The 15,497-nt window shown below is 72.1% G+C and carries 17 protein-coding genes, 1 tRNA gene and 1 pseudogene; 4 read left to right on the plus strand and 15 right to left on the minus strand.

The window, feature by feature from the left end; all coding sequences use genetic code 11:
• Nucleotides 1-144: 144 nt before the first annotated feature.
• From htpX to ACZ462_RS28660, 3 genes are read left to right on the plus strand one after another with little or no spacing between them, the layout of a single operon-like run.
• Complete coding sequence (gene htpX / locus ACZ462_RS28650) at nucleotides 145-1,008, plus strand: zinc metalloprotease HtpX (RefSeq protein WP_467807131.1); 864 nt, start codon at nucleotides 145-147, stop codon at nucleotides 1,006-1,008.
• Nucleotides 1,005-1,397, plus strand: a complete 393-nt coding sequence (locus ACZ462_RS28655) for a YccF domain-containing protein (RefSeq protein ID WP_467807133.1) — start codon at nucleotides 1,005-1,007, stop codon at nucleotides 1,395-1,397. Before htpX ends, ACZ462_RS28655 begins: the two co-directional genes overlap by 4 nt.
• 50 nt (nucleotides 1,398-1,447) lie before the next feature.
• Complete coding sequence (locus tag ACZ462_RS28660; protein WP_467807134.1) at nucleotides 1,448-2,461, plus strand: glycosyltransferase family 2 protein; 1,014 nt, start codon at nucleotides 1,448-1,450, stop codon at nucleotides 2,459-2,461.
• A gap of 19 nt (nucleotides 2,462-2,480) precedes the next feature.
• On the opposite strand, the gene ACZ462_RS28665 is transcribed toward ACZ462_RS28660, so the two are convergent.
• Nucleotides 2,481-3,749 (minus strand): APC family permease, encoded by a 1,269-nt coding sequence (locus ACZ462_RS28665; RefSeq protein ID WP_467807135.1) that lies wholly within the window; start codon nucleotides 3,747-3,749, stop codon nucleotides 2,481-2,483.
• A gap of 124 nt (nucleotides 3,750-3,873) precedes the next feature.
• A complete protein-coding gene (locus ACZ462_RS28670; protein WP_114053705.1) occupies nucleotides 3,874-4,362 on the minus strand; it encodes a YajQ family cyclic di-GMP-binding protein in 489 nt (162 codons plus the stop codon).
• Nucleotides 4,363-4,609: 247 nt separating this feature from the next.
• Here ACZ462_RS28670 and ACZ462_RS28675 point away from each other — a divergent pair.
• A tRNA-Tyr gene (locus tag ACZ462_RS28675) sits at nucleotides 4,610-4,691 on the plus strand.
• Between the two features lie 178 nt (nucleotides 4,692-4,869).
• Here the strand turns inward: ACZ462_RS28675 and ACZ462_RS28680 are convergent.
• The 13 genes and pseudogenes from ACZ462_RS28680 to ACZ462_RS28740 all read right to left on the minus strand — a co-directional run bounded on the left by ACZ462_RS28680 (nucleotide 4,870) and on the right by ACZ462_RS28740 (nucleotide 15,291).
• Nucleotides 4,870-6,246: a tyrosine-type recombinase/integrase gene (locus ACZ462_RS28680; protein ID WP_467807136.1), complete on the minus strand. Its 1,377-nt coding sequence runs from the start codon at nucleotides 6,244-6,246 to the stop codon at nucleotides 4,870-4,872.
• On the minus strand, nucleotides 6,243-6,449 hold the full coding sequence (locus tag ACZ462_RS28685) for a helix-turn-helix transcriptional regulator (protein WP_030773700.1): 207 nt from the start codon (nucleotides 6,447-6,449) through the stop codon (nucleotides 6,243-6,245). The genes ACZ462_RS28680 and ACZ462_RS28685 overlap by 4 nt, the downstream gene beginning before the upstream one ends.
• Before the next feature lie 448 nt (nucleotides 6,450-6,897).
• Nucleotides 6,898-8,373: an ATP-binding protein gene (locus ACZ462_RS28690; RefSeq protein WP_467807138.1), complete on the minus strand. Its 1,476-nt coding sequence runs from the start codon at nucleotides 8,371-8,373 to the stop codon at nucleotides 6,898-6,900.
• 1 nt (nucleotide 8,374) lies between these two features.
• Nucleotides 8,375-9,256, minus strand: coding sequence for a bifunctional DNA primase/polymerase (locus ACZ462_RS28695; protein ID WP_467807141.1), 882 nt, complete (start codon nucleotides 9,254-9,256; stop codon nucleotides 8,375-8,377).
• 285 nt (nucleotides 9,257-9,541) lie between these two features.
• Nucleotides 9,542-11,662 (minus strand): FtsK/SpoIIIE domain-containing protein, encoded by a 2,121-nt coding sequence (locus ACZ462_RS28700; protein WP_467807142.1) that lies wholly within the window; start codon nucleotides 11,660-11,662, stop codon nucleotides 9,542-9,544.
• 85 nt (nucleotides 11,663-11,747) lie between these two features.
• A complete protein-coding gene (locus tag ACZ462_RS28705; RefSeq protein ID WP_467807144.1) occupies nucleotides 11,748-11,948 on the minus strand; it encodes a DUF6257 family protein in 201 nt (66 codons plus the stop codon).
• A gap of 90 nt (nucleotides 11,949-12,038) precedes the next feature.
• Nucleotides 12,039-12,230: a hypothetical protein gene (locus ACZ462_RS28710; RefSeq protein WP_467807146.1), complete on the minus strand. Its 192-nt coding sequence runs from the start codon at nucleotides 12,228-12,230 to the stop codon at nucleotides 12,039-12,041.
• Nucleotides 12,230-12,610 (minus strand): DUF6251 family protein, encoded by a 381-nt coding sequence (locus ACZ462_RS28715; RefSeq protein WP_467807147.1) that lies wholly within the window; start codon nucleotides 12,608-12,610, stop codon nucleotides 12,230-12,232. Before ACZ462_RS28715 ends, ACZ462_RS28710 begins: the two co-directional genes overlap by 1 nt.
• 17 nt (nucleotides 12,611-12,627) lie before the next feature.
• Nucleotides 12,628-12,777 (minus strand): hypothetical protein, encoded by a 150-nt coding sequence (locus ACZ462_RS28720; protein WP_467807168.1) that lies wholly within the window; start codon nucleotides 12,775-12,777, stop codon nucleotides 12,628-12,630.
• Nucleotides 12,778-13,206: 429 nt separating this feature from the next.
• Nucleotides 13,207-13,590, minus strand: a pseudogene (locus ACZ462_RS28725) (DNA cytosine methyltransferase); the annotation flags it as partial.
• Nucleotides 13,591-13,637: 47 nt separating this feature from the next.
• Nucleotides 13,638-14,759 carry a conjugal transfer protein gene (locus ACZ462_RS28730; protein ID WP_467807148.1) on the minus strand — a complete coding sequence of 374 codons (1,122 nt, stop codon included), beginning with the start codon at nucleotides 14,757-14,759 and terminating at the stop codon, nucleotides 13,638-13,640.
• On the minus strand, nucleotides 14,756-15,028 hold the full coding sequence (locus ACZ462_RS28735) for a DUF6303 family protein (protein WP_467807149.1): 273 nt from the start codon (nucleotides 15,026-15,028) through the stop codon (nucleotides 14,756-14,758). The genes ACZ462_RS28730 and ACZ462_RS28735 overlap by 4 nt, the downstream gene beginning before the upstream one ends.
• Complete coding sequence (locus ACZ462_RS28740) at nucleotides 15,028-15,291, minus strand: DUF6284 family protein (RefSeq protein ID WP_467807150.1); 264 nt, start codon at nucleotides 15,289-15,291, stop codon at nucleotides 15,028-15,030. The genes ACZ462_RS28735 and ACZ462_RS28740 overlap by 1 nt, the downstream gene beginning before the upstream one ends.
• Nucleotides 15,292-15,497 lie beyond the last annotated feature (206 nt).

The raw sequence follows: 15,497 nt of genomic DNA on the forward strand, positions 1-15,497 counted from the left end.
CGGCCGCGGGGGCGGCCGCCGCCGCGCCCCGCCCCGCACGGCCCGGGAACCACGCGCCGCCACCTCGCGTTGACCTTGAAGGGAGGGTCCACTGGACCGTGGACCCCCCGCCAGGTCCCCGCCGCACCACTTGGAGGGCGTACCGTGCACCGCCGGCACAACGGGCTGAAGACCGCCGCACTCCTCGGCGGGCTGTCCGCACTCATCATCGTCATCGGAAGCCTCTTCGGCCGGGGCGGCCTGGTCATCGCCGTCCTCGTCGCCCTCGCCACGAACGCGTACGCGTACTGGAACAGCGACAAGCTGGCTCTACGCGCGATGCGCGCCCGCCCCGTCAGCGAGTTCGAGGCCCCCGCGCTCTACCGGATCGTGCGCGAGCTCTCCACCTCCGCGCGCCAGCCCATGCCCCGGCTGTACATCTCGCCGACCGCCGCGCCGAACGCCTTCGCCACCGGCCGCAACCCGCGCAACGCCGCCGTCTGCGTCACCGACGGCATCCTGCGCATACTCGACGAGCGGGAGCTGCGCGGCGTGATCGGACACGAGCTCAGCCACGTCTACAACCGCGACATCCTGATCTCGTCCGTCGCCGGAGCGCTCGCCTCCGTGATCATGTTCCTGGTGAACTTCGCCTGGCTGATCCCGGTCGGCCGGTCCAGCGACGACGAGGGCCCCGGCCTCTTCGGCATGCTGCTCGTCATGATCCTGGGCCCGCTCGCCGCCTCCGTCATCCAGCTCGCCATCAGCCGCTCCCGTGAGTACGAGGCGGACGCCTCCGGCGCCCAGCTCACCGGCGACCCCCTCGCCCTCGCCGGCGCCCTGCGCAAGCTGGACGCCGGCACCAAGCAGCTCCCGCTGCCCCCCGAGCCCCGGCTGGAGACGGCGAGCCACATGATGATCGCCAACCCGTTCCGCCCAGGCCAGGGCCTTTCTAAGATGTTCTCCACCCACCCCCCGATGGCCGAGCGCATCGCTCGGCTCGAACAGATGGCAGGCCGCAGACAGTGAAGACCATCCTCAACGTCATCTGGCTCGTCCTCAGCGGCATCTGGCTGTTCCTGGGCTACTGCCTCGCGGGCGTGCTCCTGTGCATCACGATCATCGGCATCCCCTTCGGCATAGCCGCCTTCCGCATCGCCGTCTATGCCCTGTGGCCCTTCGGGTACACCGCGGTCGAGCGGCGCGACGCCGGCGCCGCGTCCTGCGTCGGCAACGTGCTGTGGCTCGTCCTCGCCGGCTGGTGGCTGGCCCTGAGCCACATCGCGACCGGCATCGCGCTGTGCCTCACGATCATCGGCATCCCGTTCGGCATCGCCAACTTCAAGATGGTCCCGCTCTCCCTGCTCCCGCTGGGCCGCGAGATCGTCCCCACCGACGCCCCGTTCGCCTCCCGCTAGGCGGCGCGCAGGCGCCCGGAACCGAAGCAACCCACGGTCAGGAAGAACCAGTGTCGGCAGCGCGCACGGGCACGACCCTGTCGGTCATCGTGCCGATGTACAACGAGGAGGAGGCCCTCCCCGCCCTCGTCGCCCGGCTCCGCCCGGTCCTCGACGGCACCGGCGCCTCCTACGAGGTCCTCGCCGTCGACGACGGCAGCACCGACGGCACCGCGGAACTCCTGGAGAAGCACCGAGCCGACTGGCCCGAGCTGCGGATCATCCGGCTCCGCGGCAACTCCGGGCACCAGGCCGCCCTCCGCGCCGGACTGCACCGCTCCCGCGGCGCCTACGTGGCCAGCCTCGACGCCGACCTCCAGGACCCGCCGGAGAAGGTCCCGGAGATGCTGGAACTCGCCCGCGCCGAGAACCTCGACATCGTCTACGGCGTCCGCTCCGACCGCAGCACCGACACCGGCTTCAAGCGCCGCACCGCGGGCGCCTACTACTGGCTGATGCGGCGCCTCGTCGGCAAGCAGGTGCCCGCACAGGCCGGGGACTTCCGGCTGCTCAGCCGCGAGGCCGTCGAGGCCCTCAAGGCCCTGCCCGACCAGCAGCAGGTCTACCGGCTCCTCGTGCCCTGGCTCGGCTTCCCCAGCGGCCAGGTCGCCTACCGGCGCGGCGAGCGCGTCGCGGGCGAGACCAAGTACCCGCTCAGCAAGATGATCCGCCTCGCCGTGGACGGCATCACCAACTTCTCCGCCGCCCCACTGCGCATCGCGACATGGCTCGGCGTCGTCAGCTTCGTCGCCTGCCTCCTGCTGATCTGCGCCAGCCTCGTGGTGTTCCTGCTCGGCCGGACCGTGCCCGGCTGGACCTCGCTGTTCGTCGCGATGCTGTTCCTCGGCGGCGTCCAGCTGATCTGCGTCGGCCTCCTCGGCGAGTACATCGGCCGCATCTACACCGCCGTCCAGCGCCGCCCCACGTACTTCGTCGGCTACGACTCCGCCGACGCGGGAGCCGGCGCCGGCTCCGACGCCGACCGCGCGGGAGGCCGGGAGCCGGGCCAGACGGGCCGCGGCTGACGCCGCCGCCGCGCCCGCGTCACCGTACGCCGGCCCGCTGCCGGGCCCGTACGCCGTACGACAGCGCGCCCAGCGCCAGGACGCCCGCACCCGCGACCACCGACCCCGCCGGGAGCGACACGGCCAGCGCCACGCACCCCGCCAGCCCCGCCGCGGCCACGGCCCGCCCCCGCACCCCGGGGCCGAGCGTCCACGCCGAGGCGTTCGCGACGGCGTAGTACACCAGCACCCCGAACGACGAGAAGCCGATCGCACCCCGCAGATCACCCGTCGCCGCGAGCACCGCCACCACCGCGCCCACCGCCAGCTCCGCCCGGTGCGGCACCGCGCGCCGCGGGTGGACGGCGGCCAGCGCCCGTGGCAGGTGGCCGTCCCGCGCCATCGCGAGCACCGTCCGCGACACGCCGAGCACCAGCGCCAGCAGCGAGCCCAGAGCCGCCAGCGCGGCCCCCGCCCGGACCGCCGGCGCCAGCCACGGCACCCCCGCCGCCCGCACCGCATCGGCCAGCGGCGCCGCCGACGCCGCCAGACCGTCCGCCCCCAGCACCGCCAGCACGGCCACCGCCACCGCCGCGTACACCGCCAGCGCGATCCCCAGCGCGATCGGCACGGCCCGCGGGATCGTCCGCTGCGGGTCGCGCACCTCCTCGCCCAGCGTGGTGATCCGCGCATAGCCCGCGAACGCGAAGAACAGCAGCCCCGCCGCCTGGAGCAGCCCGCCCCACGAACCCCCGGAGTCCCCTCCCGCCCACGGCCCGCCGGCCAGGTTCCCCGCGTCCGCCGCACCCGACGACAGGCACGCCACGACGACCCCCGCAAGCACCGCCAGCACCGCGGCCACGATCACCCGCGCGATCCGCGCAGACTTCTGCACACCCCCGTAGCCCGCCGCCGTCAGCGCCACCACCGCCGCGACGGCCACCGCGTGCTCCCGCCCCGGCCACAGGTACGCCCCCGCGGTCAGCGCCATCGCCGCGCACGAGGCGGTCTTCCCGACGACGAACCCCCACCCGGCCAGATGCCCCCAGAACGGCCCGAGCCGCTCCCGCCCGTACACGTACGTCCCGCCCGACGCCGGATAACGGGCCGCCAGCCGGGCCGAGGAGTCCGCGTTGCAGTACGCGACGACGCCCGCCAGCGCGAGCGCGGCGAGCAGCGCGCCGCCCGCCGGGCCCGCGGCCCGCGCCGCCGGGGCGAACGCGGCGAACACGCCGGCCCCGACCATCGCCCCCAGCCCCACCACCACGGCGTCGGACACCCCGAGCGTGCGCTTCAATTCACCCGTCACGCCCCGGAGGGTAACCGGCCCCGGTGAACACCCCCTCGCCCGCCCGCCCGCACCGGAACGCGAGAACGCCCCCCGGCCGTCCACGACGGCGGGAGGCGCCTGCCGGTCCGGGCGGCCACCCGGCTCAGCGGTAGTTCACGAACTGGATCGCGAAGTCCAGGTCCTTGCCCTTGAGCAGCGCCTGGACGGCCTGCAGGTCGTCGCGGCTCTTGGAGCTGACGCGCAGCTCGTCGCCCTGCACCTGCGCCTTGACGCCCTTCGGGCCCTCGTCGCGGATCATCTTCGCCACCTTCTTGGCGTTCTCCTGGGAGATGCCCTCCTGGATCGAGGCGAAGATCTTGTACTCCTTGCCGGACAGCTGCGGCTCGCCGGCGTCGAGCGCCTTCAGCGAGATGCCGCGCTTGACCAGCTTGGTCTCGAACACGTCCAGGACGGCCTTCACGCGGTCCTCGGAGTTCGCCTCCATCAGGATCTTCTCGCCCGACCAGGCGATGCTCGCGCCGGTGCCCTTGAAGTCGTAGCGCTGCGAGAGTTCCTTGGCGGCCTGGTTGAGGGCGTTGTCGACCTCCTGCCGCTCGACCTTCGAGACGATGTCGAAACTGGAGTCGGCCATGTGCTGTGGCTCCTTGAAGTCGGCTGTCGGTGCCCCGGGGGGCCGCGGCCGGCCATGCCCGGCCCGCTCCGCAAAGCCTAGTGCTGTGACCGGGAAGGTTCACCGGGTCGCGGCGCCCGGCACTGGCCACCGCGCACGGCGCAAGCGCTGATCAATCCGGTGGCGGAGCACCCCGGAGCATCGGGTATTGTTTACGTCGTTGCCAGGGAGCACCGCCGCAAAGCGGTCTCGGAAGGCGACATCCCATGGCGGTGTGCCCGAGTGGCCAATGGGAGCGGACTGTAAATCCGTCGGCTTAGCCTACCCAGGTTCGAATCCTGGCGCCGCCACACTGAAGGAACGGCCCCTGATCTGCGGAAACGCGATCAGGGGCCGTTCTGCGTTCCGGGCCCGGACAGGGCGAACTGTCTCACCGCATCTCGCTCGATCACCCTCTCTACCAGGGCGTGTGGACGGGCTGTGGACGGGATTCCCGGGCCCGACCTGCGGTTGTGGCCGGGTGGGCGTTCAGCGGGCCGAAGTGCGGTGTCGACTCAGGAGCGCCGAGATCTTCGCGTTGGCGGCTTCGTCGCCGCCCTTGAGGAACTTCGCGTACACCCGGAAGAGGACGCCGACGGAGTGGCCGGCCCGCTGGGCGACGAGCTGGGGCTCCACCCCGGAGCTGAGCCACGTCGACACCGCCGCGTGACGGAGATCATAAGGGCGCTTGGCCAGCTTGGACTCGCGCTCCGCGACGGTCAGAACGTCCTCCCGGGCAGCCGCCCAGACGGCCCCGTAGCCACTCTCCTGGACCATCCCGCCGCGGGCGGTCCGGAACAGCCGACCGTCCTCATGGGTGCCGTACGCCGTAACGTGCCACCGCAGCATCGACACGAGTTCGGGCGGAATCGGCACGTGCCGGACCGTCTTGCGGGCGCGGTGCTTGAGCCCGCGCCGGTCGTGGGCCTCGCCCGTGTCCGTCCAGGCGGTGCCGGAGCGGGCCCGGCTCTCGCGCAACCGGATCATCCCCCACCCGCGCCGGGGCAGGTCGACGTCCTGGAGCCGTAAGCCGACCAGCTCGCCCGGCCGGGCGGCCGAGTAGTAGATGCACCCGAAGAACGCTTCCAGGTGCCGCCCGCGGGCCCCCTGCCTGCGCACGGCGGCGAGGAGAGAGGCGACCAGCCCGGGATCCGGCACCGCTTCCGGGTCTACCTCCTCCTCGACTTTCTCCGGCGCAGTCCACTTCATCGCGGTGAGCGGGTTCTCGCCCAGCAGGCCGGCGTCCACGGCCAGCCCCAGCGCCTGGTGGAAGATCGCACGCTTCCGGGCGATGACGGCGCCGGACGACGTCTTGCCGTCCAGCCGGCGGGCGCACGCGTCGAGCGCCCGCCGTACGGCCATCCGGTCCGCCAGGGTGGACGTGGGGACCGACTTCCGCTCGACCCAGGCCAGGAGTGCGGCGACGTCGTCCGGCGCGTCCTCATCCCACCGGTTCACGTTGAAGCCCCACGTGTAGAGCGCGCGACGCACGGCCCGGTGGTCCGCCATGCCCTTCGTGTCCTTCACCAGCGCCAGGGTCACGGTGGCCATTGCCTCGGCGAGGTTCCGACGCGTGGAGGCGGGGGAGTGCTGCCACTTCATCTCCACGTACTTCCTGGCGTGCTCGTACCAGGAGATGTCCTTGGCCTTTTGCAGCAGGGACTTGGGGAGCCCGCTCTCGGCGTCCCACGGCTCGCCCTCGCGGGCCGCGGTGATGAACTGCGCCCGCCGGCTCTCGGCGAGGCCGAGGGTCAGGAAGGACTCGGAGTGTGGCTTCGTCCCCACCTGCCAGCGAAGTTGGTACGGCTTGCGGTAGGGCCGCTTGCGGATGCTCCAGATCCGCACGGTGTAGCTCCAGTCGGTCACGCAGTCTCCAGTTCGTTCAGGAAGGTGTCGAGCGCGCTGCGGCGGACCCGCAGGTGCCCGTTGGGCAGGCGCTTCACCTCGGGCCCGTAGCCGCGGTTGCGCCAGCGGTACCAGGTGGCTCGGGTGATGCCGATCTCGGCGAGGACGTCGGTCAGGGGCAGCCACTCGTCGACGGGCTGACGGCGGCGGACAGGACGAGCCATCGGGTCTCCCTTTCGGAGTCGGGTGGGCGGATGTGTCCGAAGTCGGGATTCCTGCGTCACTGCGTCATCAGCGTCACTCAGGCCGCTGACCTGCGGGTTACCGTGACGCAGGAGGGGACAGGCTGCGTCACCGGTGACGCAGCCGTCTGTCACGGGGTGACGCAGGTGACGCAAGGTGACGCAGGATTTCGGGCTCTGCGTCACCTCTGTTGATGCAGGTCAGACAGCGTTTTCAGGGCCGCGGTGACGCAGGTGACGCAGCAGTTCCTACTTAGGAAAAAGGGGGAGGGGCTATGTCTGTTGGGCCCTGGCCTTCAGGCGTGAATGAGGAGCCGCAAGCGGCACGCCCTTTGGCGGCGGCAAGCCGCCGAAGAGCAAGAGGAGCACCGCCGCGCCGGGCCGGGGGTGCTCCTCTTGCTTGTGCGGCCGCAACCGGGTGGTGCTCGGTCTAGAACATCTCTTGCGACTCGCCCTGCGGGGGCGCGGGGCGGGCGATCTCGATGTAGCGGGCGGCGTTGGTGCGGCCCCAGTCGACGTAGACACCGCGGGCGGTCAGAACGGGCTGGAGCCGCTTGAGGCGGTCGGAGAGGACTTTGCCGGTGGTCGGCCAGCCCTTGGGCAGCGGGCGGAATTCCCCCTCGCCGGTGTAGAGCTGGGTGAGGGCGTGCAGCCACTCTGCCGAGGTCATGCGGACCTCGGCTCCGGGGGCGATGCCGGCGGCGTGCTTGAGGACGGTCTGCGCCAGGAGGTCGCCCTCGATGACGTCGTCGTTGAGGTCGTCCAGGACGGCCCGGTAGGCGGTGAGCGCCCCCAGGCCGGTGGCGGCGTCGAGCTGCGCGCACAGGTGGGCGAAGTCGGCCATGCGCAGGTCGGTGGGGATGTCTGCCTGCGTGGCCCGGATCTTGACGGTGAGATCGAGCAGGGAGCCGAGGATCACCGGCAGGGCCTCTTCGAACTCTGCCCACAGCTCTTCCTCGGTCCGCCGTACCCTGGGGCGCTCCAACCGCAGCGGCAGGAGTCGTTCGGCGAGGTCCGGGCGGATGACGCCGACGTCGATGCCGGTCAGCAGCAGCGGCCTGCGGTAGCGGGCGCGGACGACGTCCCCATCGGTGAACAGGGCCCGCTTCACGGTCTCCGCGCCGGTGACGATGCAGCACATCAAGTCGGAAAGGTCGGGGCCGAGGTGGGAGAGGTTGTCTAGGGCGGTGACCCACCCGGCCGCCACGGCCGCGATCAGGCTCTCCTCATCCTTCGGGGAGCGCCGCAGGTCCGCGCTCATGCCCTCGATGATCCGGACGAGCATCCGGCCGCCGGTGGACTTGCCGGCGCCCTGGGGGCCGGTGAGGAACGGGGCGGGGACGGGGACGGACGGGCCAAGACACCCGACGAGCCAGGCGATGGCCAGAGCCTCGGTGCGAGCATCGGCGAAGTTGCACAGGCGCAGCAGCAGGTCCAGTCCCTTGCCTTCCGTGTCCTTCGCAGGCAGCGGCAACTCCCCAGTGAGCTGCGTGCGGCGCCAGCACACCTCGCGCGGTTCGGGAGTGACGACGTCCCAGCCGGTGGGGTGAATGTTGACGGACTTGCCGTCGTCGCGCCCAAGGTCCAGCCACGTCGCTCCGTCAGAGCCGGGGGATACCCGGATGTGGACAGGCTGCACTTCTTCGGTCATCGCGAGTGCTTCGATCAAGTCCAAGGCCTCCTTGAGGGCAGTGCCGTTGAAGACGCCGAAGCCGTCACGGAACAGGCCGACCATGAGTTCCTGACGGTGGCTCCCGGTGGTGCCCTGCGAGCGAATCGGTCGGGCGACGGGCTGGCCGTTGCGCTGGGCGTAGACGGTGCCGTCGGCGGTCCGGAAGTACCGGAAGTTGGCCTGTGCGTAGTTCGTGATGACCTCGCGGGCCGGGTTCTTCTCGTCCTCGGCCATGTCACATCCCCAGAGCAGCGAGGGCGTTGGTCCAGGCGACCGTGCAGTGCCGCGGGGATTCGCCCTTGCCCTGCGCGGCGGCGAACAGGCGGCCGATGTGGGTGTCGGCGAGGCAGCCGCACCGGCCGTGAGCGGACAGCACCGCGAGAAACGTGGCGTACACCGTGCTGTGGACCGCGCTGGTGGCGGCGGTGATCCGCTGCTCCGCCATCGCGATGCCGCGTTCCAGGTAGGCGGGCGAGCGGTGCGGGCACCGCCCGCCCCCGGCCGGAGCGGGCACCGCGACCGGGCGGGGCGCCGGCCCGGCGGCGGGCTTCTTCTCGACCAGCTCGTGCACGAGTGAGGGCACCGCCACCATGGCGCCGGTGCCGGGGCCCAGCCACCGGGCGTACGACATGCTCGACTTGATGTCCACGCCCTCACGGACCCCGTTCACCGACCGGACGGTGCCGGAGTAGATCCAGTGCTCGCCGCGGGTGGTCGCCACGACCTTGGTCGCGGGCAGGTTCTGGCGGGCCCACGCGATCGCGTCCGTGTCGTCGAGGTCCACGACGGTGAGCCTCGCACCGCCGGGGTGATACGCGACGGCGTGCGCCTGCTGCCAGGCCCTCGCCCACGCGGGGGAGGTGAGGACGCTCTGGTCGGTGGTGGCGGCGCCCCAGCCGTGGCAGGGGGCGGGGCACTGGCAGGGCCCGGCCGCCTTCATGTGGGGGCGGTCCCCGCATGCCGAGCGGGTGCAGGTCGGGCAGTTCCCGAAGGGCAGTTTGCCCGCCCGCAGCGGCATGACGGGCAGGCCGATGCCGGCGAGCCAGAGCGCGGTGCGCAGGTGGGCGGGTGAGGCCGTGCGGTCGGGGGCTCGCGGAATGTCGTTGGGTTGGGTCATGCTGGGTGCCTCCAGTTGTGCTGGATGGGAGCGGCCCCGGTCATTGGCGTGAGGGGGCCGCTCTCGGCTTGTGGCGGTTAAGCGGAAGCCCTCCCGGGCGTTTGGCAGGGAGGAGGGTCCACCCCCTGGCGGGGTGGCTGCAGCGCAGGGTTCGGATTTCTGGCCTGCGGCGCCTCCCTGGCTCTCTGACCGATCGTTTGTGCAGGTCAGTGCCAGGGAGGCGGGTCAGGGAGGTTGGCAGGGAGTTCTCCCTGCCTCCCTGGCCTGTGCGGGGTTCGGCTCCCTCTACTCGGCGGCGGAAGCGGAACCGTCGTCCCCGCGGTTGGTGAGGGCGGCGTGGACCTTGTCGCGGCTGACGGTCATGCGGCCGTCGGACTTGTACGGGTCGGCGCCGGTGCCTTCGAGGACGTCTTTGAGGTCGCTGAAGGTCCACTCCCGGTACTCGCCGGGGTTCAGCGCGGCGAGGCCGGCGAGGACCTCTTGGGTCCGCATCCGCGGTTCGTCGCCGATGACGGTGGCGATGTCGGCGAGCGCGTCGACTGCGGCGGCCGGCTGTTCGGTCGCGGTGGCGGTGGTGACGGCCCCGCGCAGCTTCTTGGCGCGGTCGGCGACGGCGGTGGCGTCGTCGGTGTCGATGTAGTGGGTGCGGACCGTGATGGAGGCCTGTCCGGCCGGGATGGTGATGCCGTCGGAGGCGACGACGACGGTGCCCTTGTCCAGGCCCTGGCGGAGCAGGTGGGGGGCGGCGCCGCCGTCGACGGCCTTGTCGCCCAGCGCCATCCGGGACTGCGACTCAGTACCGAGGGCGAGGGAGACGCGGGTGTGGGCGCCCTCGCGGACGAGCTTGGGCAGGTTCTGGTCGGTGGGGTCCTGTGTGCCCTCCCACAGCAGCACGTCCACGGCCCGGCCCTGGTTGTGAAGCTTCCGCGCGGCCATGAAGTAGCGGGACGTGGCCTTGCTGCCGCCGTAGGGCCGCTTGTCCTCGCCGACCGCGGGGCACATGAACGCGACCTGTGCCTCATCCACGATGCCGATCAGCGGTGTGAAGACGGTGCCGGGCGGGGCTTGGATGCGGCGTTCCATCTCGGCGACCATGCCCTCGACCATCTCGGTTGCGTCGATGACGTGTTCGTCGGTCGGGCCTTGGATCAGGACCGTGGCGAGCCCGTCGAACATCGCCCAGTCGCCGACGCCCTTCAGGTCGGCGATCCGGAACTCGACCGTCTTGTCGAGGGCCAGCCACAGGGCGAGTGCGCGCAGGGCGGCGGTCTTGCCCTGGTTCGACAGGCCGGTGATCAGGAGCATCCGCTGATACAGGCTGATCAGGGCCTTGTCGCCGCGCAGGTCCTGCCCCCACGGCGCCCGGCCGGTCTTGTAGTTCGCGGTCATGGTCTCGTCGGTGGCCAGCGGGGACGGGCCGATCGGCTCGTCCAGGGCGCCGGAATCGGCGATCCACAGCCGGACGGTGCGGGCCTTGGTCGGGAGGGTGATGAACACCTCGTGTTCGTGGCGGGCGAGGTTCTCGGCGAGCTTGCGCCGTCGGCCCTGGACCTCGGCGGTGGAGACGCCGGACGGCAGGGTGACGTCGACCTCGACGCCGCATCCGGCGATCCGGATCGGCCCGAGCATCGCCGCTCCGGCGTCGCCCATCTCCTTGATGGCGTTCCTCAGGGGTGCGATGCCGAGGTCGCGAAGGGCGGTGACCACGATCGACGGGGTGATGGGTGCGCCGGCGTCGTCGCGCTGGCGGGCGGGCATCGCCCATGCGGGGGCGGTCTGCCGGTTGCGGCCAAGCGCCCACAGGGCGGCAAGCGCCGCCCATGGGCCGATCGTGAGCAGCGGCCCCCACACCACCGTCGCGACCACGGTGACCAGGCGGATCAGCTCGATCGCCCAGGCGAGCGGGCCGACGACGTAGCTGATGTCCTTGTTCGCTATGGCCAGCACGATCCCCAGCGCGAGCAGCGACCCGATCGTCAGGCCGGTGCCGATCAGCGCGCTCTTGGCGAGGTCTTGGGGGGCTTTGATCAGGTCCATGCGGCGGCGGTGCCGGTCGGAGCGGAAGCGGTGCAGGCGGTCCTCCCACTCCTTGGCTTCCTCCCAGTGGCCGGCCGCTTCGGCGGCGCGCCACATGCGTTCGTAGCGGGAGGCGGTCCGCCCGTCCCACGCCCGGCGGGCCGCGATCCGGGCGCCGCCGAGCACGTACAGGCCGTGCCGGGCGAGCATCCGCGCCGCGGTACGCGTGCGGTCCGCGGTGACCGCGGCCGCCATCGCCCGCAGCGTCTGCTTGAGCACCCGGATCGACTTGGCGGTCAGCGTCGGGTCCGGGGCGGGCGGGACGAGGGCGAGCGGTTCGGGGGTGGTGGGCTGGGGGTTCTTGAAGAGGGGTACGACGTTCTCGGGCATGCTGGATGTCCTGTCGTCTCAACGGGATGGGCAGGGGCCCGGGGCGGCCGGTTTCCTTGGCCGGGACGGCCGCCCCGGGGCACAGCTACTTGCGCTTGCCGTTCTCCCGCGCTTCGGCCGCTTCGCGGTCGGTGCGTTCGCGGGCGGCGTCGATGATCCGGTCGACCTTGCGCTCAAGGTCGCCCTGGTAGACGGTCTGCGAGGCGATACCGCGCTTGGCCATGCGGGCGGTGTACCAGGCGAGCTGCGCGACCTCGCCGGGCGTGAACTTCGGGTCCTGACCCATCACGGGGCTCCTTCCGGGGCCGGGGCTGTCCCGGCTCCCCTCACCACCCGGCACCGGGGCCGGGCGGATCGGGCAGCCGTCAGGCCTGCGTCAGCGGGTCTTCTTCAGCTCGTGGGCGTGGCAGAGGACCGGGGCGATCAGGAAGCCGAGGCCGGCGACCGTCCACCGGCCGTTGGTGAGCGGGCCGGGCGGGACCTCGTCGAGGATCCGGCCCGTCCGGCCCACGGCCCGCGGGTCGTCCTCACACGCGACGACGAGCACGCGGTCTCCGGCAGCGAACATCACTTCCCCCTTCGGCTGGCCTTGGCGATGTTCTTCGCGGCCTGCGTGCCCTCCGGGCCGCCGACGGACTTCACAACCGTGTGGACACCCCAGCCGAGGACCAGGGCGAGGAAGGCGAGCATCGCGAGGTTGGCGGCGATCGCGGTCAGGGCGCCGATCAGGAGGGGGCCGAAGTAGACGCCGGCCGTGACCGCGCCGGCGCCGACCCCGGCGCCGAGCGCGATCCGCTGCACGGTCCGGTCGGGCGGGGCCTGGTGGATGTGCTGGTGCACGACCTGCGGCGTCTGGAACGTGGCGGGGAGCTGGTCGGCGTAGACGTGCGTGCCGTCCGGGAGCTTGATCACAGTGGGCGGCTGGGCGGGTTCGGGAAGGTGGTTCACGGGACTCCCTTCCGGGGTCAGGCGGTCATCGGCAGCGGGTTCGCGCCGAGCAGGGCGTGAAGAGCGGCGGTGGCCTGCTGGGGGACGACGCCGTTGCCCAGGGCCTTGAGCTGGGCGGTGCGGGAGAGGCCGGGCACGCCGGTGACGTGGCCGGCGGGCAGGCCCATCAGCCACTCGACGAAGGCGGGGCTCAGGCGACTGCGATCGTCAGTTGCCCAGGGGGCACGTCGTCCGATGGAGTGTTCCCAGCGGTGGATCGCGGGGGCGAAACGGCCCCAGTCAGCGTCGGGTTGCCCCGGCCGTAGACCGTGCTCGCCCGTTCGCCGTCGGACGCCGTCGGTGTCGGCAGGAGGTTGGTCGCCACTTCGTTCAGCGGCCGGGAGTTCGTCCCGATGAGGTTCGACTCCCCTGACTTCCAGTCCCGGGCTGCGGGGGTCGGCAGCAGGTGCTCCACCTCGTCGGCGAGCGTCGGGCCGTGTCCCCCGGCTTTCCGCTTGTCCGGGTGCTGCGATCCCCCGTTGACCGCGAGGTTCGCGGTCGGGGTCTTGAGCAGCGGCGAGGATGAAGAGCCGCTGGCGCTGGTGGGGAGCACCGACCTCGGATGCGCGTACAAGGCACCACCGCGCATCGAACCCGAGGCGGGCAAGGTCGGCGAGGACGGTGTCGAATCCCAGTCGAAGGTGCCCTGCGACGTTCTCAAAGACTGCGACTCGGGGTCGTAGTACGCGAAGGGCGTCCGCGATGCGGGGCCAGATGTGCCGCTCATCTGCGGTTCCTTTCCGTTTGCCGGCAGTGGAGAAGGGCTGGCACGGGTAGCCGCCGCACACGATGTCGACCGGCTCCACCCCGCCCCAGTCCGCGGCGGTCAGGTCGCCGAGGTTGGGCACCCGGGGGAAGCGGTGGGCGAGGATGGCAGAGGCGCCCGGGTCGTTGTCCGCGACCCAGGCGAGCGTCCCGCCCAACACGGACTGGACCGCCATGTCCAGCCCGCCGTAACCGGTACACAGGGAACCGATCCGCAGCCCGCTCACGCTGCCCCACCCCGCTCGGTCCGCAGGGTCTCGCGCAGCCACCGGCCCTTCTCCGGCGAGGTGCGAACCGCCCGCCGGATCCGGTCGGCCGTCAGGTTCTCCACCGGCCACGACTCCGTCAACTGCCGTGCTTCGGCAAGCAGCTCATCGCGGGTGCGGCGCGGCTGGGTCGACTTCGCCGCGTCCGGGACCCGGCGGGTGACCCGCGCGGGTGACTGCTCGGCGGCGACGGCCCGACCGGTCGACCCGACCGCAGCTAGCGGGGTGGATTCCTCGACCGGCACCGGGTCGGCGGGGGCGGGGGCAAGGGCGGGAAGCGGCTGGCCAGAGGTCAACCGTTCCGTGCCGGTCTGTTCCGGTTCCTCCGCATATGCGGGGGCGATCGGTCGGGTGGACCGGTCGACCTCCAGCTCCACCGTCACCCCGCTCCCGGGCTCGACCGGTCCGGCCGGAAGGACCCGATCGGCCGACCCGGTTGGGGCGGGGGCGAACATGGCGGACAGGGCCGCCTCGGCGCCGGCGGTGAGCTGGTCGCGCTGGACGTCGAGCAGCTTCTCGCCCAAGGCGAGGTCACCGGCGCCGACCTTCCGCGCCAGCTTCCACGACTCAAGGTCGGACCTGCGCCGCACCTTCTCGTCCGGGTGGTTCGCCGCGCGGGCCCGGTGGTAGGCCAACGCCTGCACCACTTCGGCCGCCCGGCGTTCGGCCTCGGCGTCGCGGCCGTCGCGGTAGACGACGATCCGCCGGGCGAGGAACGCGGCGCCCTCCGCACTGGCCGTCATGCCCAGCGGGGTCAGGGCGTAGATCACCATCTCGCCCGGTGTGGTGGCGGCCATCGCCGACATGACGGAGGCGGCGGCGGGAAGAGCCCACAGCCCCGCCCGGATGACCAGCGGCGCCGACTGCCCCAGCAGCGTCAGGCCGAGCAGCACGATCGCCAGGACGGCAGTCGCACCCTCGCCCGCGGCGACCGCGCCGAGCGCGGTCCCGGAGCCGTAGGCGCCCTTGATGTTGGAGAACGTGCCCGCCCCGCCGGCCGCGCCGGTGGCCAGCATCGGCACGAACGCCGCCCCCAAAACCAGCTTCTGCGGCCGGGTCAGCACCTGGCCCGCACTCACGCCGCACCCCCGACAGCCGGGACGACGTCCGCCGCGGCGATCAGGAGCACGGGCGAGTCCGGGTCGCCGTACTGCTCGGCGTCCTCCACCCACGACCACCCAGCCGCGCCCGGCAACGCGAAGCCCAGGGCCCCCAGGGCTCCAGAGCGCTCCGCGAGTGTGGGCACCGCGGCCCCGGTGAACGTGTGCGTCGGCCACTCCGACCGGTCGTGCTCGATGACGTACAGGCGCCATTGGCCGGACCGGCAGACCATCTGCGCCCGCGCCATCACGCCACCTCCCCGGCGGACCTGGGCGCCTTGTTCGCCGCGGCTCGACGGGCCGCCAGTACCCGCCGGTGGGCCCGGCGGATCCGGCGGCCGTCGAACTCCGACGCCGGCCGGTCCAGCAGCGCGATCAGGGCGTCCAACAGCTCGACCTCGGCCGAGATGATCGGCATCTCCGCCTCGATCGCGTCCAGCTCCGCGTTCGTCGGCTCCAGCTCCGGCGGCAGCGCGGTAACGGGCATCTGACATGCAACGATGGACTTCATTGGGTCTTGCTCCTCTCACCCAGGAACGGGCCCGAACAGAAGCCCCGGTGTTCGCGCACCGGGGCTTCGCCGTGAAGCAGGAAGACTCCAGCTCCCCCACCCCGCCCGTACGCCGCCGAAGCGACGGACGGGCGGAAGAGGCAACCGGCCGCGGCTCTAGAGCCGAGGCGTCCCGACTCCGCGAATCACCGGCGTTTCCGGTGCGC

The organism is Streptomyces sp. NPDC031121, from assembly GCF_055570615.1.